The sequence below is a fragment of the Lacticaseibacillus styriensis genome (assembly GCF_030770295.1).
GTDB classification, from domain to species: Bacteria; Bacillota; Bacilli; order Lactobacillales; family Lactobacillaceae; genus Lacticaseibacillus; species Lacticaseibacillus casei.
The window spans coordinates 3,111,385-3,134,053 of sequence record NZ_CP132483.1; the positions used below are offsets into that span (position 1 = coordinate 3,111,385).

Annotated in this window: 23 protein-coding genes and 1 other annotated feature; of the genes, 10 read left to right on the plus strand and 13 right to left on the minus strand. The window is 48.1% G+C overall.

The window, feature by feature from the left end; translation table 11 throughout:
• Positions 1 to 12: 12 nt before the first annotated feature.
• The 9 genes from nagB (at position 13) to LACSTY_RS14610 (ending at position 8,525) form a co-directional block, all read left to right on the plus strand.
• The gene (nagB, locus tag LACSTY_RS14570; protein WP_087913191.1) at positions 13 to 723 is read left to right on the plus strand and encodes a glucosamine-6-phosphate deaminase; all 711 of its coding nucleotides are present in this window, start codon (positions 13 to 15) and stop codon (positions 721 to 723) included.
• A gap of 192 nt (positions 724 to 915) precedes the next feature.
• The gene (locus tag LACSTY_RS14575) at positions 916 to 1,701 is read left to right on the plus strand and encodes a Cof-type HAD-IIB family hydrolase (protein ID WP_151466781.1); all 786 of its coding nucleotides are present in this window, start codon (positions 916 to 918) and stop codon (positions 1,699 to 1,701) included.
• A gap of 324 nt (positions 1,702 to 2,025) precedes the next feature.
• Positions 2,026 to 2,286 carry a hypothetical protein gene (locus LACSTY_RS14580; RefSeq protein WP_010490365.1) on the plus strand — a complete coding sequence of 87 codons (261 nt, stop codon included), beginning with the start codon at positions 2,026 to 2,028 and terminating at the stop codon, positions 2,284 to 2,286.
• A 10-nt stretch (positions 2,287 to 2,296) separates the two neighbouring features.
• The gene (locus tag LACSTY_RS14585; protein WP_047106760.1) at positions 2,297 to 2,473 is read left to right on the plus strand and encodes a hypothetical protein; all 177 of its coding nucleotides are present in this window, start codon (positions 2,297 to 2,299) and stop codon (positions 2,471 to 2,473) included.
• Positions 2,474 to 2,782: 309 nt separating this feature from the next.
• Positions 2,783 to 3,550, plus strand: coding sequence for a spr1630 family ClpXP-sensitive toxin (locus LACSTY_RS14590; RefSeq protein WP_049172703.1), 768 nt, complete (start codon positions 2,783 to 2,785; stop codon positions 3,548 to 3,550).
• Positions 3,551 to 3,562: 12 nt separating this feature from the next.
• Positions 3,563 to 4,735 carry a spr1629 family repressor/antitoxin gene (locus LACSTY_RS14595; RefSeq protein ID WP_049172701.1) on the plus strand — a complete coding sequence of 391 codons (1,173 nt, stop codon included), beginning with the start codon at positions 3,563 to 3,565 and terminating at the stop codon, positions 4,733 to 4,735.
• Between the two features lie 902 nt (positions 4,736 to 5,637).
• Positions 5,638 to 6,663, plus strand: a complete 1,026-nt coding sequence (locus LACSTY_RS14600) for an efflux RND transporter periplasmic adaptor subunit (RefSeq protein WP_370531201.1) — start codon at positions 5,638 to 5,640, stop codon at positions 6,661 to 6,663.
• Positions 6,656 to 7,345 carry an ABC transporter ATP-binding protein gene (locus LACSTY_RS14605; RefSeq protein WP_010490356.1) on the plus strand — a complete coding sequence of 230 codons (690 nt, stop codon included), beginning with the start codon at positions 6,656 to 6,658 and terminating at the stop codon, positions 7,343 to 7,345. Before LACSTY_RS14600 ends, LACSTY_RS14605 begins: the two co-directional genes overlap by 8 nt.
• Complete coding sequence (locus tag LACSTY_RS14610; protein ID WP_087913194.1) at positions 7,332 to 8,525, plus strand: ABC transporter permease; 1,194 nt, start codon at positions 7,332 to 7,334, stop codon at positions 8,523 to 8,525. The genes LACSTY_RS14605 and LACSTY_RS14610 overlap by 14 nt, the downstream gene beginning before the upstream one ends.
• A gap of 108 nt (positions 8,526 to 8,633) precedes the next feature.
• On the opposite strand, the gene LACSTY_RS14615 is transcribed toward LACSTY_RS14610, so the two are convergent.
• From LACSTY_RS14615 to LACSTY_RS14625, 3 genes are read right to left on the minus strand one after another with little or no spacing between them, the layout of a single operon-like run.
• Complete coding sequence (locus LACSTY_RS14615) at positions 8,634 to 9,803, minus strand: pyridoxal phosphate-dependent aminotransferase (RefSeq protein ID WP_087913195.1); 1,170 nt, start codon at positions 9,801 to 9,803, stop codon at positions 8,634 to 8,636.
• Between the two features lie 52 nt (positions 9,804 to 9,855).
• Positions 9,856 to 10,638 carry a carbon-nitrogen family hydrolase gene (locus LACSTY_RS14620; protein ID WP_087913196.1) on the minus strand — a complete coding sequence of 261 codons (783 nt, stop codon included), beginning with the start codon at positions 10,636 to 10,638 and terminating at the stop codon, positions 9,856 to 9,858.
• 36 nt (positions 10,639 to 10,674) lie between these two features.
• Positions 10,675 to 11,514 carry a MetQ/NlpA family ABC transporter substrate-binding protein gene (locus LACSTY_RS14625; protein ID WP_087913197.1) on the minus strand — a complete coding sequence of 280 codons (840 nt, stop codon included), beginning with the start codon at positions 11,512 to 11,514 and terminating at the stop codon, positions 10,675 to 10,677.
• A gap of 153 nt (positions 11,515 to 11,667) precedes the next feature.
• Positions 11,668 to 11,886, minus strand: a binding site (T-box leader).
• 222 nt (positions 11,887 to 12,108) lie between these two features.
• Between LACSTY_RS14625 and LACSTY_RS14630 the strand changes: the two genes are divergently transcribed.
• Entirely contained in the window at positions 12,109 to 13,194 is a 1,086-nt protein-coding gene (locus LACSTY_RS14630) for an iron-containing alcohol dehydrogenase family protein (RefSeq protein WP_087913198.1), read from the plus strand.
• Between the two features lie 71 nt (positions 13,195 to 13,265).
• Here LACSTY_RS14630 and LACSTY_RS14635 read toward each other — a convergent pair whose 3' ends face one another.
• From LACSTY_RS14635 to rpmH, 10 genes are all read right to left on the minus strand, one after another.
• A complete protein-coding gene (locus LACSTY_RS14635) occupies positions 13,266 to 13,754 on the minus strand; it encodes a threonine/serine exporter family protein (protein ID WP_010490344.1) in 489 nt (162 codons plus the stop codon).
• A 1-nt stretch (position 13,755) separates the two neighbouring features.
• Complete coding sequence (locus tag LACSTY_RS14640; RefSeq protein WP_087913199.1) at positions 13,756 to 14,520, minus strand: threonine/serine exporter family protein; 765 nt, start codon at positions 14,518 to 14,520, stop codon at positions 13,756 to 13,758.
• A 211-nt stretch (positions 14,521 to 14,731) separates the two neighbouring features.
• Positions 14,732 to 14,938 (minus strand): hypothetical protein, encoded by a 207-nt coding sequence (locus LACSTY_RS14645; protein WP_087913200.1) that lies wholly within the window; start codon positions 14,936 to 14,938, stop codon positions 14,732 to 14,734.
• Between the two features lie 126 nt (positions 14,939 to 15,064).
• Entirely contained in the window at positions 15,065 to 15,286 is a 222-nt protein-coding gene (locus LACSTY_RS14650) for a hypothetical protein (protein WP_087913201.1), read from the minus strand.
• A gap of 231 nt (positions 15,287 to 15,517) precedes the next feature.
• On the minus strand, positions 15,518 to 17,419 hold the full coding sequence (mnmG, locus tag LACSTY_RS14655) for a tRNA uridine-5-carboxymethylaminomethyl(34) synthesis enzyme MnmG (protein WP_087913202.1): 1,902 nt from the start codon (positions 17,417 to 17,419) through the stop codon (positions 15,518 to 15,520).
• Positions 17,420 to 17,459: 40 nt separating this feature from the next.
• Positions 17,460 to 18,848 (minus strand): tRNA uridine-5-carboxymethylaminomethyl(34) synthesis GTPase MnmE, encoded by a 1,389-nt coding sequence (gene mnmE, locus LACSTY_RS14660; RefSeq protein WP_087913203.1) that lies wholly within the window; start codon positions 18,846 to 18,848, stop codon positions 17,460 to 17,462.
• Between the two features lie 343 nt (positions 18,849 to 19,191).
• A complete protein-coding gene (jag, locus tag LACSTY_RS14665) occupies positions 19,192 to 19,959 on the minus strand; it encodes an RNA-binding cell elongation regulator Jag/EloR (RefSeq protein ID WP_025013692.1) in 768 nt (255 codons plus the stop codon).
• Positions 19,960 to 19,976: 17 nt separating this feature from the next.
• Entirely contained in the window at positions 19,977 to 20,813 is an 837-nt protein-coding gene (gene yidC / locus LACSTY_RS14670) for a membrane protein insertase YidC (protein ID WP_087913204.1), read from the minus strand.
• Positions 20,814 to 20,842: 29 nt separating this feature from the next.
• Positions 20,843 to 21,199, minus strand: a complete 357-nt coding sequence (gene rnpA, locus LACSTY_RS14675) for a ribonuclease P protein component (protein ID WP_010490327.1) — start codon at positions 21,197 to 21,199, stop codon at positions 20,843 to 20,845.
• A gap of 569 nt (positions 21,200 to 21,768) precedes the next feature.
• Entirely contained in the window at positions 21,769 to 21,909 is a 141-nt protein-coding gene (gene rpmH, locus LACSTY_RS14680) for a 50S ribosomal protein L34 (RefSeq protein WP_003568442.1), read from the minus strand.
• Positions 21,910 to 22,669: the final 760 nt, after the last annotated feature.

A 22,669-nucleotide genomic window follows, 5' to 3' on the forward strand; every position in this document is an offset into this window, starting at 1 on the left:
GGGATATCAATTATGGATGTTAAAGTTTTTGATAACGACACAGAAGCAGGTAAATACGCATTTGAACTGATTAAGCAAGGGATGGACAACGGTGCCAAGGTGCTCGGCCTGGCTACCGGCAGCACCCCTGTCACCATGTATCAGGCAATGGTGAACAGTGATGTTGATTTCAGCAACATGACATCGATCAACTTGGATGAATATGTTGGCATGTCACCGGATAACGATCAAAGTTATCGCTACTTCATGCAGAGTCACCTTTTTGACAAGAAGCCGTTTAAGGAAACCTTCGTGCCAAACGGCCTTGCCAAGGATCCTGAAGAAGAAACCAAGCGTTACAACAAAGTCATTGCCGATCACCCAATCGACATTCAGGTTCTGGGAATTGGCCGCAACGGTCACATCGGCTTCAACGAGCCGGGCTCACCGTTTGACGCAGAAACACGGAAAGTTCCGTTAACCCAAAACACCATTGACGCCAACGCTCGCTTCTTTGAAAATAAGAACGATGTACCGCGTTACGCTTATTCCATGGGTATCGGTTCTATCATGAAGAGTAAGAAGATCTTGCTTCTGGCCTTTGGTGAAAACAAAGCCGACGCCGTTCAAAAGATGATCGAAGGCCCGGTTACCAACGACGTGCCTGCATCTATTTTGCAGAAGCATCCGGATGTTGTTGTCATCTTGGACAAGGCAGCTGCAAGTAAGTTGAGCAAGAAATAGAACGTTGTTAAAACGAACTACTAAAAGCGGGCTAATTGGCCTGCTTTTTTTAATGTGAGCGTGAGTCAGCGCGCTTAGAAGCAGGCAAACGCGTTATGGCATAAGCCCGTTCACACTCTGCAAGCGCTTCTATTTTTACTATGGATTCATGGTAAAATGAAGCCATCACAAACTCGGATATCGGAGGAAATTATGTATAAAGCCGTTGTATTTTTCGATTTAGATCAAACCCTGCTCAACGATGAAAAGCAAGTGCCGCCGGAAAACGTAAAGGCGCTTAAGGCGTTGGAGGCCAATGATGTGCTGCCGGTCATTGCTACTGGCCGCAGCTATTACGAATTAGCCGATATTATGGCCGCTACTGGGATTCGGAGTGCGATTACGGCAAACGGCGGGGATGTTTTCCTTAATGGCGAGCATATTTTTCAAAGTGTCATCGGCGAACCTCAGCTGGTGCGGTTTCTCAATGCAACCGCGGCTCAGGATATTCGGGTGGCCATGTACTCCAGTGAGGCCTCTGCTTTAACCGGCTATGACCAACTCACCACCGATAATTACGCACAAGTGCACCAAACCCCGCCGCCGATCAATCCTAAGTATTATCAGAAAGCAGCCTTGTCGCTGTTGCTCATCTTTTTACCTTGGAATCAGACCGGCGATCGTTTAGGTAAGCAGTTCATTCAGGACTTCCCCGAATTGACCTTCTATCGCAATTCCCACTTTTCCTTTGATGTCGTCAATCATGGCATTTCAAAAGGCAGTGGCATGTCGGTTCTGTTGAATCAGCCAGCCTTGCGCGGCGTGCCTACCTATGCGTTTGGTGACGGCTACAATGACATTCCGCTCCTGCAAGCCGCCGATACCGGCATCGCCATGGGAAACGCCTATCCCAAGGTTGCCGCAATTGCCGATTACCAAACCGATGACTACCGTAAAAATGGCATTCCCAACGCACTTGCCCACTTCAACCTAATTTAACTGATCCGCATACCAAACTCGGGACTCAAAAAGCATTGCGATTATTAAAAATTTGATAGCAACATCGATACCCCTTTGCAAACACGCGTTCTCATCATTTTCTCCAAAATTCATGGCCGAAAATCATTTAATTTTTGCGCCTAAAACGTTGTTACATCAGCATTTTCAGCGACCCCTATAACGTGTTCGCCACGCAAAGTCAAGACCGCAGTAGCGCGAATTTTCTGCTATACTCAAGGCATGCTGCACGTTATTTGGGCGTGATCGTGTCACTGATCAGTAACGCTGCGGCATCGCAAAATCTGCTGATGGAGGGGTCTCGTTATGTTAGAACAATCGACAATGCATCCTGTAGTTTGGATCAACAAACATACTTATATCAGTATCGTTAAAAATGCGGACTATAATTTAGAAGTCTGGGAGATTACCGCCGAAAATCGGCAGCATCGGATGGCGCGGATGAACTACAAATATCATCGTGATAATTTCGCCGGGTTCATCTATCGACTCTTTCCGCAGATTGATCTCATTCAAATTCACAATATTCAGAAGAAGATCAACCCGTATTTCGATTTAGAAGTTTAGAGGTGTTCACATGGATAGTCTGGTCGTTCAATTACTAATCATGGTCGTTGTCGCCTTCATCATCACGTTGGCGGTGATCGTAGCCGAATGGCGTACCAAAACATTCAAGACATGGCAAATCAGTGTCCAATCCGTTGTCGCCATCCTGCTATTAGCCATTGGCATTAGCTTGTTGACGGTTCGCTAGCCCTCCATTTGATGTGGCTGCCATCTGGAAGAAGCTTTTGACGTTCTGCTAACCTTTTGCACCCGTCATAACGCCCGCTGACCATCAAATGTTTCGTTTTCTAGATAGCGAACCGCAATATGATCAAAAGTCGATAGCCACAAGTTGGCTCAGCCAGTGAACATTTAAAAATCAGTCCCAACAAATTCTTCTTGTTGGGGCTGATTTTTTTATGGCGAACAAGTTTACTTTAAAAAACAAACGATATTTGCGGTAAAATTTAAATTTATATGCTAGAATTAAGCAAAATTCGCAAGGAGGCGTAAGTACATGGATGACTTCAAGTTGCCTACTTTAATGGCACAACGATTGGTTGACGGTTTAATGGGAGGTTACAAAGAATACCTCGCCGAGCGTAAACAGAAACAGCAGGCATTGACAATCAGTGGTGCTTTTGCTTGGACGCGAAGTAATTTCATCGACTCTAAAATCAGCGAACTGTTTAGCCAAGACGACACCGTTGACAGTCAGATCGACAAAGCCGGATATGCTTGGGAATATCTTCAGTTTATCCAAGAAAACGATAATGACCGAGCACTCATCATCGTTAAAAACGCGCGCCAAGTAAAGCGAAACTTCAACGGTGCCACTGCGTCGATCGATAAAAATAATTATCTTTATCGATTGGCGGGTATCAATAACACTTGGAGCGCAGCTGGCCTGTTAAGCGGTAAGCCAACTGATCGTGTTGTCCAGTTGGAACTCGCCTTACCAGAAGCAACCACGGATTTTGAACATCTTGCAGAACAGGTGTCATCAAAGTTTTCAAAGTTCTACATTGTCACTTACGAGGTAGATAATGTAAGCAAGATGATTTCAGACATTGAGTTAACAATGCCGAATCAATCTAAGATGACCTTATCGCCAATTCAAAACTTGACTCCCTTGATAAGCCGTAGTCAATTTCAAATCAATTCTGAAGAACTAGAAACCATTCAAGGTGATCAAGTGCCAGATGCAGCGTATGAACAAAACACGTTGTTTGGCTATGAAATTAATACCGATGCAGAGAATGAAAGGGAGGCCGGCGCAGAATAAGCGCCCTTCGTCATGTTTATTGGCTCAAAACTAAAAGCACTGCGGGAATTAAACGGCTATACCCGCAAAGATCTTAGCGTCCAAATCGGGGTAACCGAACAAGCCGTCTGGCAATACGAAACCGAAAATGTTATGCCCAAAATCGAGATCCTTAATGCCCTTCAACAGATTTTCAACGTTGACATGGCCTTTTTAGTGAACGGTAATGCACCGAAACATGTTGTGCATGAAGCAAAGATCGCGTTCCGGACGACAGATCGTTCAAGTCGGAAAAAGACAAAGCTAGAAGCCCGCTATTTAGATTTTGCAGACGGCTTAACTAGCTACTTTGAAAAGTTCGTCAGCGTCAGGCCCGCCGGATTCGATAAACTTCAACAAATGGTACAAACAAAGCTGTCTGGAACGAACAACCTGACAAAGATTCGTGAAGTTGCTAAAATAGCCCGACAGTTTCTAGGCCTTCAGGATAATCATGACTTAATGGCAAAACTTGAACAAGTCGGTATCTATATAGTTGAGAAAGACCTCGGTGTCCATATCGACGCCTATTCAACCATAACCGATAACGGACATGCATGGATTGTACTAGGCTCCATTAAGAAGTCAGCCGTTCGCCGCAATTTTGATCTCGCCCACGAATTAGGTCATTTGCTTCTTCATGGTGCCATTGACTTTGATGAACTAACAGCGGCTGAATATAAGCAAATCGAACATGAAGCTCACACTTTTGCAGCAGAATTCCTTTTACCCATTGAGGATTTCACTGCGGACTTCAAAAAACTTTATCGACGTTCAAATCCTGATTATTATCTTGATTTAAAACGTAAATATCTGGTCTCGATTGTCGCCATGGCGATGCACGCATACGCACTAGGACTTATGAGTTATCAAGAACAACGCTATTTCTTTGGTCAACGTTCAAAAAAGGGTTACAAAATCATGGAGCCATTAGATGATCAACTGGTGCCAGTCCGTCCGGGGAAAATTCGTGCTCTTATAACGCTCCTATTTAATCAGCAAGTGCTGACGCTTCGAGATCTTTCGCGTCATCTTCATGTCAGACCGACGTTCATTGCCCAGCTCTTCGCATTGGAACCCGACTTCTTCACAAAGTATCAACCGCAGCACAGCTACGCTAATATGCAGAATGTCATTCCATTTCCTCGTCGTTTTACGAAAAACTAAATTGATTAAAACGATATTGGCGCCTGATGGAGATCCCCATCCATTCCCTTTCACTGACACAAGTATTAACTAAGGAGTCGCACTATGCCTAAGCACCTACGCCAATTTTTATTGACTTACAACGCTGACCTCCGTATGCGTCCTTTAACTTACTGCTTTCTAAATACATGCTTATTCGCTCTTTACTTTATTGCGTTCATGAGCATACTCATCTCTTACGAAGCACTTTGGTCAATCTCTATCGTCATATTCATCTGTTTATTGAATTTCCTCATAAACATCATTTCAGTCGTCTCTCAGGCAAATAACGCTGCTTTATCCAGTCTCTTTAAAACCAGACGGCGCTGGCTGATTCAATTTATCGGCACTGCTTTAGTGTCTGTTGCGTTGTTTTCTTTGGGGCTTCTGACTAAACTCTGATCCTTTTCGCTGTTTATACCGTTAACAGTATAGTCTCAAGGACATTTTGCCTTGCCTTTTTATAATTTCTTGAAGGATATCTTTATTTAGTACAACTTTGGTCTCGATCTTTTGAGGCCATTTTTTATTTCGTTTCAGTTTCAACTAATCCAACTGTTTCACGTGAAACTTTTTAACAAAATTAAAAGACCCGAAAAATAAGCCACCTGTTATCTCAAGTTAACAATTCACCTAATTTCCCAGCCTGCTTCATCTTACGCATGCCAATATCTGAATCAAATCATTCACTCAACCTTAAGTTGTCATTTATTTTGCAAAGTTCGTTTCTTAATCGGAAAACCAACAAAATTCAGCGAAATCTATGATTGGACGTTAACCTAATCAATCCGTATACTTGCACCAACGGCACGGTAAAAATACGTTTACATGGAGGCGGAAGTTTGAAAAAGCGACAGGCGAAGCATAAAGGTATTTCCCAACGAATGGTGATCATTGGCATCGGAATTTTAGCCATCATTGTTGTAACCATTGTTTTCTTCATGACCCAACATAAGCAGCCCCAGCAGTCAACGACTTCGAACGCGGTGGCGACTTTTCAGGTTAAGCGCCACGAATTGCGGTTGTCCGGCCAAGCCCAGGCAACACGCACGCAAAAAATCGAGGTTCCTGAAGGCACGGTACAGAATCAATCGGTCAAAAACGGTGATACGGTGACGGCCGGCCAACAACTGCTAACGGTCTACCACCCTGACGTTCAGGAAAAAATCACGACAGCCAACCAGTCACTCCAAAAACAACAACGCAGCCTCAAACAATTGGATGACAAAATCAACCAACTCAAGTCGTCACTCAATCAGTTGGCAGCTGACGATCCGCAAAGATCTGATTTACAGAGCCAACTGGATGAAGCCCAAAGCAGTCGCCAGGATTCGGCCGCGGCTGTTGACGAGGCCAACCAAGATGTCGCTAAACTGCAGCAAAATCTCAACACTGTTGTTAAGGCACCATTTGCCGGTCGTTTGTATATTGACTATCAAGCAAACGGCCAGCAATCGATCACCGAAACCTCATCAGAAATGGAAGCGGTTGGTCAGGTTTCTGAATTTGATTATGCCGATGTTAAAGTTGATCAGTCGGTAACAGTGCAGGCACTGTCGACCAAAACGAAACAGACAACTTCCATTAACTTTATCAGCAGCGATCCGGCGAAATCCAGCAAGCCGAATCTGGCGAAGTACGATGTCACCGCTAAGTTAGATCACGGTTTTTTAAACGGTCAGTCGGTCAGCATGATCATCCCTCTAAGCGGCCTGCAGATTCCTAAAACCGCGGTACGCCAAGGCGCTGTCTACAAGGTGGTCAACGGCCGCGCAGTGCGGACCAAGATCACTTACACCAAAAAAGACGACATGTATGAAGTCACGGATGGCCTCAGCAGCGGCGACCGTATTTTGGAAAATCCCACCAAGTCAACCAAAGACGGAGCGAAGGTGACCGTTGATGATTGATCTTCAGCATGTTAACAAAAGTTACGGTCAAGGTGCGACCGCTTTTCACGTCCTCAAAGACATCAATCTGCACATTGACGAAGGTGAATTTGTTGCGATCATGGGGCCTTCGGGTTCGGGAAAATCAACCTTGATCAATATTATCGGCTTTCTCGACACGGCATTTGAAGGCAAGTATTTTTTTCAAGACGAAAATGTGGCCGACTTCAACGCGACTAAAGCTTCACGTATGCGGAATCGGCACGTTGGATTTGTCTTTCAAAACTTCAGCCTCATTCACAACCTGAATATTTTTGAAAATGTCCTGATTCCGTTAAGCTATGGCGGACACCGGCGATCAGAGGTGCGTGGCAAAATCTCCGAGTTACTTGAGTCAGTCGGTCTCACCGGTATGGAAAACAAATTGCCGCGAAACCTATCTGGTGGGCAGCAACAACGGGTGGCGATTGCCCGCGCCTTGGCAAATTCGCCGCAATTTCTGATTGCTGACGAACCCACTGGCGCCTTGGACAGTCACACATCCGCAGACATTATGCAACTTTTCAAGGAATTACACCGAAAAGGCGGCACGATTATCATGGTCACGCATGATGAGCACGTTGCCGAGCAAAGCGATCGGATGATTAAAATCCTGGACGGCCAGATCATCAGTGATACGGAGGTGGCCCATGCGACTAAGTGAACTCATCAGAATCTCCTTCCGCGCACTGGCGGCTAACAAACGCCGCAGTTTCTTAACGATGATTGGGATTGTCATTGGGATTGCCTCCGTCGTCACGATTCTTTCGTTAGGTAACGGCATCAAAGCGGCAACCGTGAAAAACCTGCAAGCCGACACCCAAGGCCAGCAAACTGCCGAGATCACCTTCAATCCCACCAGCAGCAGCGAGACCGATGCCGGCTTTAAAGAAAGTGACATCACGCTGGCGAAGCAAACGGCGCCGGATAAAATCAAAAAGGTCGTCATTAAACATGACAAAGAACGGCTGCAAGTCAACGGTCAGCTGGCAAATGCCGATACAATGATGTCTGTCACCTTGGTCAATAAGGCAAAACCCAACATTCAGCTAAACGCTGGTCATGGTTTTAGCCAAGAATCGTTACAGACAGACGGCGAGGATGCGTTAATTTCCAAAAAGCTCGCCAAAAAGGTTTTCCATGGCAATACCGCAGCATTAAACTCCTCCTTGGAACTTGGAACCAAAAACTACAACATTATCGGCGTTTTCAGCCCGCCCAAAACCCCGTATTCCGCGCTGGACGTTGATGTCTTAGTGCCGGAAAAAGCCTATCGTGCGGGCCAGCTTTCTCAGGAAGGCCGAAAACTGGCGATCACGTATAAAACCGGCAGCGATGTTAGCAAGTTGACCAACAATGTTGTTCGCCAGCTGAAAAAATCCGGCAGCGAACGGCGCAGCGGCGAGTATTCGTACTTTGATTACGGCGAATTGCTGAAAGGCATCGGCAATGTCATCAGTGCTTTAACGCTGTTTGTCAGTGCCATTGCCGGCATCTCCCTTCTGATTGCAGGTGTTGGCGTCATGAACATGATGTACATTTCCGCTTCGGAACGGTCGCAGGAAATTGGCATCCGAATGGCAGTCGGCGCCACTCCCGCCGAAATCATGAAACAATTTCTTTTAGAATCGGTCATGCTGACACTGACAGGCGGCGTGGTCGGATTGATTGTGGGTGCATTAACCGCCTGGATCATCGCGATGTTCCTACCGTTCAAACCCGTCGTCACGTTGGGCTCCATTATCGGCACCTTTGCCATTTCAAGCATTGTCGGCATCGTGTTTGGCTTATTGCCAGCGAAAAGTGCGGCTAATAAGAATCTAATTGATATTTTGAAGTCATAATGTTTCGTTCCACCTACAAGCGCTAGCGGTCAAATGACTAGCGCTTTTTTCTGCCTCAAAAAAGCCGCAGCATCCAGTCATTGTGACCAAATGCTGCGGCTTCATTTTTTAGAACAATCCCAGCTTCCCGATACGCTGGGCTGCCTCCTCCAACCGTTGTGGACTGGTAAGTAAGCCAATTCGCACGTAACCTTCTCCATGGTCGCCAAAGCCGTTACCGGCAGCTACGGCCACGTCTGCCCGCTCCAAAAGTAGTTCTGTGAAGGATTCGCTGGTGTATCCGGCAGGCACGGGCATCCAGGCGTAAAACGTGCCGGGAGACTTTTTCCCATGCCACCCAATGGCCTCTGTCGCCGAGAACCACGCATCGCGGCGTTGTTGGTATAAGTCAACCAGTTTGGGCACCGATGTCTGATCGCCAAGCAGCGCTTCGATACCTGCTTCCTGAATGGCAGGGAAAACCGAGACAAAAAGGTGATCCTGAATCAGATTAATGGCCTCGATCATATCGGCATTGCCCGCTGCAAAGGCCAAGCGCCAGCCGGCCATGTTATAAGTCTTCGAAAGCGTGTAAAGCTCAATGCCCACCTCTTTCGCACCGGGACTTTGCAAGAAACTTACCGGGCGCTGTCCATCAAAACCGAGTGCGCCATAAGCAAAATCACTGACAATGCCGATGTGATGCGCCTTGGCAAAGGCAACAGTTTGGTCGTAAAACGCCGGAGTTGCCACCGCAGTCGTGGGATTATTCGGATAGTTCAGATAAAGCAGCTTGGCAGCCTCGGCCACCGCTGGATCGATGGCTGCATAATCAGGAAGCCATTCATGGTCCGCGGTCAGCGTCATCAAGGCCAGCTTCACGCGCGCCAACGTGACGCCTGACAGATAGTCCGGGTAGCCAGGGTCCGGCAGCAAAATCGTCTCACCGGGGTTCATCAAGGCAAGCGGCAGTTCCACCAAGCCGATTTTTGAGCCACCTAAAACCGCAATTTCCGTTTCCGGATCCAACTGAACGCCATATTCACGTTCGTAAAACTCGGCCGCAGCCTGCTTAAACGTTGGTAAGCCGCGGAAAAGTGAATATTTATGATTTCCTGGCTTAGCCACCGCCTGTTGGGCTGCCTGCACGATATTGGCCGGTGTCGGCTGATCCGGATTCCCCTGGCCTAAATTGATCACGTCATGACCGGCCGCAATCCGCGCATTGACATGTTTGACGAGGCTGGCAAAAAACTGCTTAGGCAGCGCTTGAAGCACCGCTGATTCTGAAAATGTCACTGGTCTGATTCCCCTTTTTAATGAGTTTGCATGGTTAATGTGCCTGGCGCGCTTAATACAATTCCGGCCGCCGATCTGTGAAGACTGGAATTTGTTGACGCGCGGCCGCAATCTGATCCAGATCGATGGTGACGATGCCGACTTGCGGCTGATCATCCAGTTGCAACAGGCGCTTGCCGAACGGATCAATCACCTGGCTTTGCCCGCCAAAATCGTTACCGGGATCTTGCCCAACCCGATTCACCGCCACCACAAAGGCCTGATTTTCGATGGCGCGGGCAGTCAATAACGCCCCAAACTGCAGCAATCGCGGCGTCGGCCATTCAGCCGGCAGGAAAAACAGCTGCGTACCATCGCTGGCCATGCGCCGGAACCACTCCGGAAACCGCAAGTCATAGCAAATCGCCACACTGGCTGGCACCGCAAGCGTAAAGTGATCAGCCTCGGATCCAGCAGTAATGAACTTTTCTTCATTCATCAGGCGAAAAAGATGCGCCTTCGCATATGACGCCAGCAAGTGGCCCTGAGCGTCCAGCGTCAAACTGCGATTGAAAAAATGCTCATTTTCTGCTGTGGCAACCGAGCCACCCACAATCGTCAGATGATAGTGGCGCGCAAGATCGCTTAAAAAAGTCTGCGTCCGCAAGCCATCCGGATCGGCAAGCGTCTCCAAATGCTCAAGGTCATAACCGGTATTCCACATCTCCGGTAACACCACAACATCCGCTTTTTTTCGGGCTGCTTCGGCCACCGCATCGGCCACCGTTTGATAATTTTGCTCAGGCTGACCAAAAGCAATGTCGATTTGCGCTAAAGCAAGTGTTAACTGAGTCATCTCAATCCCTCTTTTTTAATCGCGTCCACCTTTAACTTAGAAGGCGGGCACAATGGATCCTTTGAATTCCTTAGCAATATAATCCTTAATGGTTTTGCTTTGATAGTATTTCTTAATTTGCTTGATGACTTTATCATTTTGATGCTTGGTTTGTACAACAAAGTAGTTTGGATAAGGATTGTTCTTGGTTTTCTCATGATAAATCGCGTCTTGGTTGATCGTGAGTCCGGCATCAAAAGCAAAATTCGTGTTGATGGCGGCTGCGGTCACGTCCTGTAAGTGCGTCGGTAATTGCGAAGCTTCCAGTTCCTCGATTTTTAGACCCAGCGGATTCTCGACAACATCTGCTTTCGTGGCCTTTTGGCTGATGCCGGCTTTAAGCTTAATCACGCCAGCAGCTTCAAAAAGCTGCAGCGCCCGCAATTCGTTTGACGGATCGTTCGGCACGGCGATCGAATCACCCTTTTTGAGCGCCTTCAAGTCCTTAATTTTTTTGGAATAAACGCCCATTGGAAACGCCACGGTTTTGAAAACCTGCGTAATCTTGAAATTCTTGGATTTAATCTGTTCTTTCAAAAACGGCAGCGTCTGGTAACTATTCGCGCCCAAATCACCATCGTTTAAGGCCACATTTGGACTGTTGTAGTCGGTGAATTGCTTTAATTTGATCGTTAAGCCATCTTTTTTAGCCAGTTTTGCGACCTGCTTCATGATTAATTCGTGCGGTCCGGCAGTAACACCGACCGTGATCGTTTTGTCTGACAGCTGATTCGCCGATGCCTTGCTGCTGGCGCTACTGCTGCCACAGGCGGTTAGAACGACTAAAAGACTCAACGCGAGAACTGCTGCCCAGCTTAACTTCAACCATTTTTTCATGTAAAAAATCCTCCTATTGTGGGTGTTTGGCTGATAAAATGATGATCTGCATGAAGGGAGCTGACTGTTGTAAGACGCTTCCTGGCGCAGGAGCCAAGACTAACGCGTTCGCCAGCCCAGAAAAAAGGCCCTGCCGAATCAATTTAATGATTCAGCAGGGCCGACAATGTCGGGGTACCACCCTGGTTCGTTACTGTGTAACCTTAACGATGCCTGTTGACATCGAGACCGTCTAACGCAGGCCTAGTGCGTACCCGACTTGTCGCCGGATCCATTCCGCGGTCATTTTCACCAGACGCCTGCATCGATTTCCACCACCCATCGACTCGCTAAAGCTGCGTTTCTGACTACTCTCCGCTTCATGACGTTTCATCATTTTATCAGTTATTTTTAAAGTTGAAAGCAGTTTATCTGCATCTGGGTTAAATGTCAACTGTTTTGTTTCGCGAGTCGTCCACGGGAACACGCAGCCGTTTATGCCAAATTTTTTCTGAAAACTGAATCTTTTTTATTTTTTGGTTGACTTCGCTTATCACAGCGCGTATGTTAACAATTATCACATAAGATGAGATTTACATGAGAGGAGTTTTGTCGATGGAGCTGGAATTTGATTTACGCCCTGGAGCCAATCGGTTTGTCAGTGAGGCTGGCGCGCTTGCTTATTTGGATACCATTTTGAAAGATTTCACCAAACCGGTCGTCATTACCGGCGAAAAGAGTTTTGCGGCGTTTGAAAAAGCCTATCCGGGCACACTGGACTTACCGGTTTATCACTACGACGGCTCGGCCAGTGATGAAAATGGCCATGCTTTGGCCGAAGCTATCGGTCAGGCAGATGCTGTCTTGGGAATCGGTGCCGGCCGCTTGATCGACACGGCTAAAGTCGCCGCCGAAACGTTAGGTGCCGAACTGATTAGCATTCCGACGCTGGCCTCCAACTGTGCGCCCTTCACACCGCTAGCGGCGATCTACCACGCACAGGGACATACGTTTAGTTACGTTGAGTATTTTAAAAAGTCGGCTTATATCACCTTGGTTGACTATAACTTACTACTCAGCACGCCGCATGATTTCTTTGTTGCCGGGATTGGCGATACGCTGGCGAAGTGGTACGAAATGGACGGCATCACCCGCAACAAGGTTGACCAGCTGAATGCTTATGGTCAGCTAAGCCGCGCATCTGCCAAAACCATTCAGGCAATTCTCTTCAAAAATGCCGAGCAAGCCTTGGCTGATCTGGATGCCGGTCGGGACACGCCTGCCTTTGAAGCCGTTGCCGACACAATCATCGGATTAGCCGGAGAAGTTGGCGGCTTCGGCGGCGTTGATGGCCGAGCAGCGGGCGCCCACGCCGTTCATAACGGACTGTCCTACCTGCCGGAAACCCACGCGATTCTCCACGGCTCAAAAGTGGCTTACGGCATTTTGGTTCAACTCGCCACAACCGGGGATGACGATGAAATTCGCAGCCTGATGCCTTTTTATGAAAAAATCGGCCTGCCGTTAAACCTCGAGGATCTCCACGTCACCAAGAACGTGGCCCAGAAGATGCAGCAAGTCGCTGAATTTGCCGCACAACCTGAGGAGACTTTTGTTTTAATCGACAAAGATCTAACGCCACAGCAAATCGTATCCGCCATGAAAAAAGTGGAACAAGTCACTAGCGAAGCTGCTGCTTAACGAACTGGTTAGGAAAAGAATACGCCGCTACCCAACTTTATCGAGTTGAGTAACGGCGTATTTTGTCGAACTCATGCCGATTTTCCGCCGCGTGATTTTGTCTGTGCTTCAGGCAGTTTGGCGATCAACCGAATCAAAAACGGGCGGATGGCTTTGAAAATAACCTCCGCGACCACAAATCCCACCGCCAGTGCCATCGCAATCAAAATAACATTATAGATCTGCTGCGCGGCACTGGCGGCTTTTCCCATGGTAAAACTGCGGGCACCCAGATAGGCGATCCCACCTGGCACCAGCGACACAAGGCTAGGTATGTAAATCGTATTCACCGGCACCCGATGGCGAATGGCAAAATAATTCCCTAGTAACCCGATGATCACCGTTGCGGTAAAATTCGGCAGCACCAGACTGTGATCCTGCAAACTGATCAGCCAGTAAGCACACCAGGAAACGCCGCCGGTAATCCCCGCCGGCAGCAACGCGCGCTTGGGAATATTGGTGATGACGCCAAAACCGATGCTCGATAAGATGCTAATAATAAATTCAACGAGTAACCGCACGTTAACGCCCTCCTAGCACTTGGGTCAAGACAATCGCAATCACGACACCGGACCCGATTGCGCCAGCGACAAAAATGGCATCCACGGTTCGGACGATACCGCTAATAATCTGCCGCGATAGGATTTCACGAATCGCGTTGGTAATCGCCACCCCCGGCACCAACGGCATCAGCGCACTGATAATAATATTACCGGCATTATCTCCCCAGCCAATATTCATGAGTAACTCCGCCAAAATCGCTACCACAAACGCCCCGGTTGCCTCTTTGAAATAAGGCGTTGTGGTTCGGCGTCCGACAAATTCCGCTCCGAGATAACCAAAGATCCCGACAAAAAATGCCCAGGCCAGATCACCGTTCGTTGCTTTAAACAATAGCATCGGCGCCACCGAGACCCAGCCAGCACCAAGAACACGCGCCCACCAGGGAAAATTGATGACCTGCCGATCAATCCGCGCCACATCACGTTTCAAAGCGTCAAACGTAATTTTGTGCGCAACGAACTCCCGCGAAAGCTGATTCAGCTCATCGACCTTTTGCAGGTTGAACCCACCTAACGAGGACTTGATCAACCGCGTCCGGCTCTCATTTTCCAGACTGACAAACACCGCGGTGATCGTGGCATAACAGGCAACCCGTGCCCCGGCAGCATGCCCGATATATTCAACCGTCGTCTCGATGCGCGAAGTCTCCGCACCAGCATTAAGCAAAATCTCACCGACCTTGCCGCAAACTTCTAAAATTTCTTCTGTATCCGGTTGGCTCATGCGTCTTGCTCCTTATCGCGTTGCGTTTTACTAATTGTCGGCTTTTTTACCGCCAGTGGCAAGCAACCTGCCATAAAATAGTCTTTTAAAAACAGCATATCGCGTCTAAGACAAATTTTCATCAGTTATCACACTTAACCAATGAAAAAAGTGCCCACCGCAGCAGACACTTTTTTCGGCCGTACACTCATTGCATACATCAAAATTCACATTAAGGTGTATTAACCCCAAAGAAAATAATAAATAACGATCCGTAAATCAATAAAATCAAGGCACCGCCAATCACTGTTGCCAGCAAACTTTTGAGCAACACGGAAAACTTGCTCTTCCATAGAATCGCAACCAGAGACAATACCAACATGACAAAGATAAGCGATAGCAACAAGATCAGTAGCAGCCGCGCCCAAAGAATATCCATTCGGTATACCTCATGCTAATGTATCAGCCATTGATCGCGGTTGATCATCGCTGACCGTTTTTAGAATATCAATGTTTTTGCCGCAACACAAAGTCTATGCTTCAATCGCATGTTGGCGGATACCACTTATGCTGGGACAAAAAGCAGAAAAATTAAGACCAATGCAAGCAAGTAGCAACCCTGCACCACAAGCGCTCCCATCGTCCATCCCCGCATAGCTGCCAAGTCAGGCACTTTTTTCATCGTTGTCCATAAATAGATGGCCGGCAAAAAACCAAACACCGGTACCACAAATGCCAAAAACAACAGAAAAATAAACCACAACGACTGGATCAGGTTTTGCTTCATAAGTTAAAACTCCTTTATTGAGGGAGGGACGGTTTTATCTAAGGTCAGTTTTGAAGCAGCTACAGGTTAATGGTTCTTATCATAATATAAATTTATTTATTTTAACAGTTTCAATCCATCAATTTCTTTACTCAATACCATCACGCGCATTCGCCGATTCCTAGCCACCTCGGTTCACGCTCATATCAAAAAAGCCAGCGAACCTTTATTCAGGTCCTCTGGCCTCATTGATTATTGTGCTACTTTACTAATACGCCCCTGTTCGATATAAACCGACAAAATGGCCACATCGGCAGGATTAACCCCGCTAATTCGGCTGGCTTGGGCGATGGTTGCCGGCTGGATTTTAACCAGTTTCTGCCGCGCTTCCGTCGCCAATCCGTTGATCGCATCGTAATCAATGCGTGTCGGAATCTTTTTCCCTTCAAGCCGCTTCAACTTGGCAACGCTGGCTTCTTCCTTGGCAATGTAGCCGGCATACTTGATTTGAATTTCAACTTGTTCAATCACCCGATGATCCAGTTCCGGATTATCAGGTAAAAATTGCGCCATGGTTTGGTAATCAATTTCCGGACGCTTCAGGAAATCGCTGGCGAGCACGCCATCTTTCAATGGCGCAAAGTGATGGGCTTCAAGCCACGGGTTAACATCCTTGGGCTTCAACCGCGTTGTCTCCAGTCGCTTCAATTCCGTCGTGATGGCCTGCCGTTTCGCCAAAAAGTCTGCGTACCGCTTATCACTAATTAAACCAAGCTCGTGACCCATTGGCGTGAGTCGCAAGTCAGCATTGTCGTGGCGCAACAACAGACGATACTCCGCGCGGCTGGTCAGCAAGCGATAAGGTTCGTTCGTGCCTTTGGTGACCAGATCGTCAATCATGACGCCAATGTAAGCGTCGGACCGCTTCAAGGTGAACGGTCCTTTACCTTGAGCACGGCGGGCCGCGTTGATGCCAGCCACGATTCCCTGGCCGGCCGCTTCTTCATAACCACTGGTACCATTCATCTGGCCGGCAGTGTACAGGTTCTCAACGATTTTGGTCTCCAACGTCGCCTTCAACTGCCACGGCTCAATCACATCATACTCAATCGCATACCCCGGACGCATAAGCTCGGCCTTTTCCAAGCCCGCCACACTATGCAGCATTTTCAACTGAATTTCTTCAGGCATGGACGTGGAAAAGTCGCCGACATAATACTCGGAAGTATCACGGCCTTCAGGTTCCAGGAACAACTGGTGGCGCGGCTTATCCGCAAAGCGCACGATTTTATCTTCAATAGATGGGCAATAACGTGGGCCAACGCCTTTGATGACGCCGGAAAACATCGGTGCGCGATCCAGATTTTCGCGGATGATTTGATGGGTCATTGCGTTGGTGTACGTCATCCAGCAACTTAACTGATCTTTGAGATAGACCGAATCAGGCGTGGTAAAGCTAAAATGATTCGGCGTGGTGTCGCCCGGTTGTTCTTCGGTTTTGCTGAAATCGATCGTGTTGCCATTGACCCGCGGTGGTGTTCCGGTTTTAAAGCGGCGTAATTTAAAGCCAAGATGTTCCAGGTTCTCCGACAACTTGATGCTTGGCAGACTGTTGTTAGGGCCGGAACTGTACATCAACTCGCCGATGATAATCTTGCCGCGGGAGCTAGTGCCAGCTGTGAGCACAACACTTTTAGCCCGATAAATTGCGCCAGTTGCGGCCACGATGCCAACTGCTTTGCCGGCTTCGACCAGCACTTCGGTTGCCAACCCTTGGCGTAAATCCAGGTTAGGCGTGTCTTCGATGACGTGCTTCATGCTGCGATGATAGGCAGCTTTATCCGCCTGCGCCCGCAATGCCCGCACAGCTGGACCCTTACCGGTGTTGAGCATCCGCATCTGAATATAGGTGCGGTCGATATTCTTGCCCATTTCACCGCCCAGTGCATCGATTTCGCGAACCACGATTCCCTTAGCCGGACCGCCGAGACTCGGATTACATGGCATGAACGCCAACATTTCCAGGCTAATCGTCAGCAACAATGTTTTTTCACCCATGCGCGCCGCGGCTAAGGCAGCTTCACAACCGGCATGGCCGGCGCCGACAACCACCACATCATACTTGCCGGCTTCAAACTTCTTTACTTCTGGCATCTGTTTTCCTCCACGAATCTATTTCTCATCACATTAAGGATTACTTACCCAGGCAAAATTGACTGAATAACTGGGTGATCAATTCATCTGGGGCACTTTCACCAGTGATTTCACCGAGTTTGTCCCAAGCTGCGGTCATGTCAATTTGCACCAAATCGATCGGCATCCCAGCATCGATACCGGCAATGACCGCGTCCAGACTTTTGCTAGCCTGGCGCAGTAAGCCGATTTGCCGCGCATTCGAGACCATAACGGTACCCTGACTGTTTTCAATGCCGCCAAAGAAGAGTTTGGCAATCCGTTCATCAAGTTCGTCCATCCCATCACTGGTAGGAATGGCGGTTTTGATGACCTCATTGGGCTTTACTAATTGGTACAGCGCATCTGTGTCGAGTTGCTTGGGTAAGTCTTGTTTATTCAGGACAATTATGCGTTTTTTGTCCGCGGTGGCCGCGACCAATTCGCGATCTTCGGCAGTCAGCGGTTGACTTTGGTCTAATACCAGTAAAATCAAATCCGCCTGCGTGATGGCTTGCCGCGAACGTTCGACGCCGATTTTTTCGACTTTATCGGTGGTGTCATGAATGCCGGCAGTGTCGACCAACTTCAACGGAACACCGCGCACATTAACGTATTCCTCCAGCACATCCCGCGTGGTACCGGCAACATCGGTCACGATGGCCTTGTCCTCATGCAACATATGATTCAGCAACGAACTTTTACCCACATTCGGGCGACCGACAATCGCTGTCGCCAAGCCTTCGCGTAGCACTTTCCCTTGGCTGGCTGTTGTCAGCAGCTGTTCGATGGCTTTTTTGACGGTTTGCGCTTTTTCAAGCAGCATTTTGGTCGTCATTTCGTCTGTATCATATTCGGGATAATCGATATTGACCTCGACTTGCGCTAACACTTCGAGAATTTCCTGGCGCAGCCGTTTAATTAACGTGTGTAGATTCCCATCAAGCTGATTAACGGCGACCTGCATGGCGCGATCCGTTTTTGCCCGGATCAGATCCATGACCGACTCGGCTTCAGTGAGATCAATCCGCCCATTTAAGAAGGCCCGTTTGGTAAATTCGCCTGGCTCGGCCATGCGGGCTCCTTCGCCAAGCAATAATTGCAAAATGCGATTAGTCGCAACAATGCCGCCGTGACAGTTGATTTCAACCACATCTTCGCGGGTGAACGTCTTTGGCGCCAACATCACACTCACCATCACTTCATCAATCAAGTCGCCGCTTTCCGGATCGACAATGTGGCCGTAATGAATCGTATGACTTTTGACTTTTGTGAGGTCTTTGCCTTTGAAGACTTTGTTGGCAGTTGTGACGGCGGTTTCGCCGCTGAGCCGGACAATGCTGATCGCACCTTCGCCAGGCGGTGTCGAAATCGCTGCAATGGTGTCGTAAGCAGTGATAGATGTAGACATAACGGAAGACTCCTTTTTTGATAGTTTGTGTGTTGAGAAGGTTTTGGATGGTGACGGTGGTTAAGCTGCGGAGGGGCTTTTTACTGTGGCATTCCATAACGCGCTCCCCAGCCCAGAAGCCTGCGTGTAAGGACCTCGGTCGCAATGGCAAAGACCGCCATCACGCCCGAGGCCACTTACACTCCGGCTTCTAACCGGGCTGGCTCACGCTCACTTCACAAAAAAAGCGCCGAATCCAGTCTCTGCCCCTGTTTGGGAGAGACTGGATAAAGCACTTTGACTACTTCATCGTTATTAAACTGTGACCATCATACTTAAATCAACGCTGCTTGTCAAAAGTTAGTTACGGTCGTTTTGGTGTGACCACGACGTAGCGGCGGGGGTCGACGCCTTCAGAATGGGTGTCGACGTATTGATTGTCGGCTAGGGTCGTGTGAATGGCCTTGCGTTCGAATGATGGCATTGGATCTAAGTAGATCGCCTTGCCGGTTGCCAGAACCTCACGCGCGGTGCGTTCGGCTAAACGTGTAACGGTGGCTTGGCGGCGTTCGCGATAATCGCCAACATCCAACATAATCGTCCATTTGCTTTTGGCATAATGGTTGAATTCGGTCTGGGCTAAGTATTGAATGGCATTGATAATCTTGCCATGTTTACCGATTAACAGCCCTTCCTCATCGGTTTTGAGTTGGAAGGTGACGGTATTGCCCTGACGTTCGCTGGTGACTTGCGTTTTGATTCCCATGCCGGTGGTGATATCTTCCAGATAGCTTTGCACCATCGCCAGCGCTGTTTGATTGTCGCGCTTTTTAGTGGTGATATCGTTAAACGCACTGGCAATTTTCTTGCCGGCAGTGTCGGTTAATGCCACTGCAAGCTTGCCCGGCCTCGATTTGCCTGCAGGATCATGGTCGGTTTTCGGATCAGGCGCAGGATCTGCAGGTGGCTCCAGTGGTTTTAGATTGACAATGGCCGGCTTACGCATGAAGCCCAGGAAGCCGTTCTTGTTTTCCTGAACGACTTGAACGCTGACCGCATCACGTGGTAAGCCAAGTTGCTTCAGCCCGGTTTCGATGGCTTTTTGAATCGTACTGCCTTGAAAGGTTGGCATCTTGCTTCCTCCCGTTGTTATTTACGCCGTTTGGTCGCTTTCTTATACGCCTTTTTGAGTGCCCGTTCTTTCTCCTTCTCCGCCCGCGCTTTTTCTTCACGCTCGCGCCGAATCTTGAATGGGTTTTGAATCAGTAACTGCTGAACCATTGAAAAGGCGTTGGTAACAACCCAGTAAATGGCCAGCGCACTTGGTAAGGTTACTGAGAAAACAAAAATCATCAGCGGCGAAATGATCATCATAATCCAACTGCTTGAGTTGCGGGTTGGCTGAGCCATCATGGATAAAATGCTGGTGCCTAATGTAAATAAGGTGGCCAGAATCTGCATGACCCACCATGGATCGGGTTTGGACAGGTTCATCCATAGAAAAGTTCCGGATTGCAGCGATGTTGTTCGCAGAATCGCTTGATACAGCGCAATCAGAAATGGCATCTGAATCACGATTGGCAAACAGCCCATCACTGGATTGACGCCCGCAGAAGCATAAAGTTTCTGGGTTTCGTCACGCAGCTTGGTCTGGGTTTCCGTGTCCTTAGAACTGTATTTTTGTTGCAGCTCTTTCATCTGCGGAGCGAGTTCCTGTTGCTTGGCCATACTCTTGATGGACAGGTAACTCAACGGGAAAATCAAAATCCGGATGATCAGGGTGAAGGCGATAATCCCGACACCAGGGTTGCCGCCAAACAGATTTGCCAGCCAGATAACAAATTGGCCGGCCGTGTAAACAACATAACGATCCCAGAACCCGGTACTATGTTCTGACACTGGCGCCGTGCCACAGGCGGTCAGAATGAAAACCAGACTCAGCATGCTCACAATGACAAGCATGCGTTTGATTTGACGATTTTTCACAAATAATCCCTCTCTTAACCTAAGCATGGTCAGATGACCTCGATATCTTCGTTCAGGATGCCCGCCAAGCGCATGACATGAATCAGGTTCTTCTTGGTTTCAGCCATATCAAGCTGGTTAGCAGACTTACGCGCAATGACCAGAAAATCGGTCTGCGGATCAATGTCGGGTTTTAACTCGAGCAGACTTTGGCGAATATAGCGTTTAATCTGATTTCGCATCACGGCGGTATGGCCGACTTTTTTGCCTACAGAGATCCCCACCCGAAAATGGGGTTGATCCCGTTTCATGTGATAGATCACAAAATTGCGGTTGGCAACCGAATCGCCGTGGTCAAACACATTTTGAAATTCAGCTTCTTTTTTGATCCGATACGACTTGCGCAATGATGCTCCCTCACAATCTGGTTCTAAGTATACAAGACGATTTGATGTTTTCCTATATGTATCAGCAGATGACTGCCGATTTTATATGATAGATGGAAAAATGGGCGATGAATAAAATGAACGGCAACGACCAACAATCGGGTCGTTGCCGTTCATTGGATGGCTGGTGGGGTTTGGTTTCGGGGGGGTTGCGGGTAAGATCGGCGGCTCCCTTAATTGGGAATGGCCGAGAACTCTCCGAAACGCGCTCACCGGCGCAGAAGCCTGCACATAAGGACCTCAGCCCTAAATGGCAAAAGACCCAGCCCTTGTTTGCTGATGCTCTCCGAAACGCGCTCACAGGCCCAGAAACCTGCGTGTAAGGACCTTGGTCGCAATGGCAAAGACCGCCATCACGGTTGGCTAGCCGAGAACTCTCCGAAACGCGCTCACCGGCGCAGAAGCCTGCACATAAGGACCTCAGCCCTAAATGGCCAAAGACCAGCCATTTAGGGCTGAGGCCACTTATGCTCCGGCTTCTAACCGCGCCGGTTCGCGCTCTTAAAAAAACCACTGACGCGGTCAGTGGCTTAGGCGGATAATACTTTACGTCCTTTAGCGCGACGGCGTGCTAAAACTTTGCGGCCGTTCTTTGTGCTCATTCGCTTCATGAAACCATGAACACGTTCGCGGTGACGTTTCTTTGGTTGGAAAGTACGTTTGGTTGTCATTGACGACACCTCCTATAAAACCCGATTTATCTTTTTAAGATGACTTGCATTATCAGACATCATCCGAGTTTACACGAGGACGCAAGCTGCGTCAAGGTTTTTTCGCTGACATGGTGGATCTTTTTTTGGGCTTTTTGCTGCTCTGACAGTTACGCACTGTTGTTGGTTGACCTGTGGATAAGTTGTGTATCGCAAAAAGCGATCTTAATTGTTATGCACAAATAGCGCACAGCTAATTCGCAGAATCACATGGGTGTTGATATAGTTATCCACAAGCTGTCAGAAGCCTGTTCATATCTTGTGAAACACTTACTGCTACAAGGTTTCGGTTCCACAGACAACATGTGCATAACTGCATTTTTCTGGTTAGTGTGGTGTAGGTGTCCTCAGGGTTGGGGATAATTTGTTCGCACCTTGTTTATTTCGCGAATTTTTGTTTGTGGAAAACTGTGGTTTCTGTGGAAAACTCGGTTCCGCAATGCTAAACTTATTTTTGCAGAACATTTTTCGACCTAACCAAAACCAGCCATTATATTCACTCGTTAGCCGAACTTAATCCTGTCCATCTTGATCGGCCTGTGTTTAAGTCGGCAATTTTAGGTTAACCCACATTTAGCGTTTGCTGATCCACTTGTTGACAACTATAGAAGTTGCCGTGGTTTTTTTATGCGCTGATGTGATGTTCGCGTATCACCACATGTTGGTCATCGGCGGCTTTTTTGGATGCTGATGACAACCGCTATTTAGAGGAGGGGCGCTT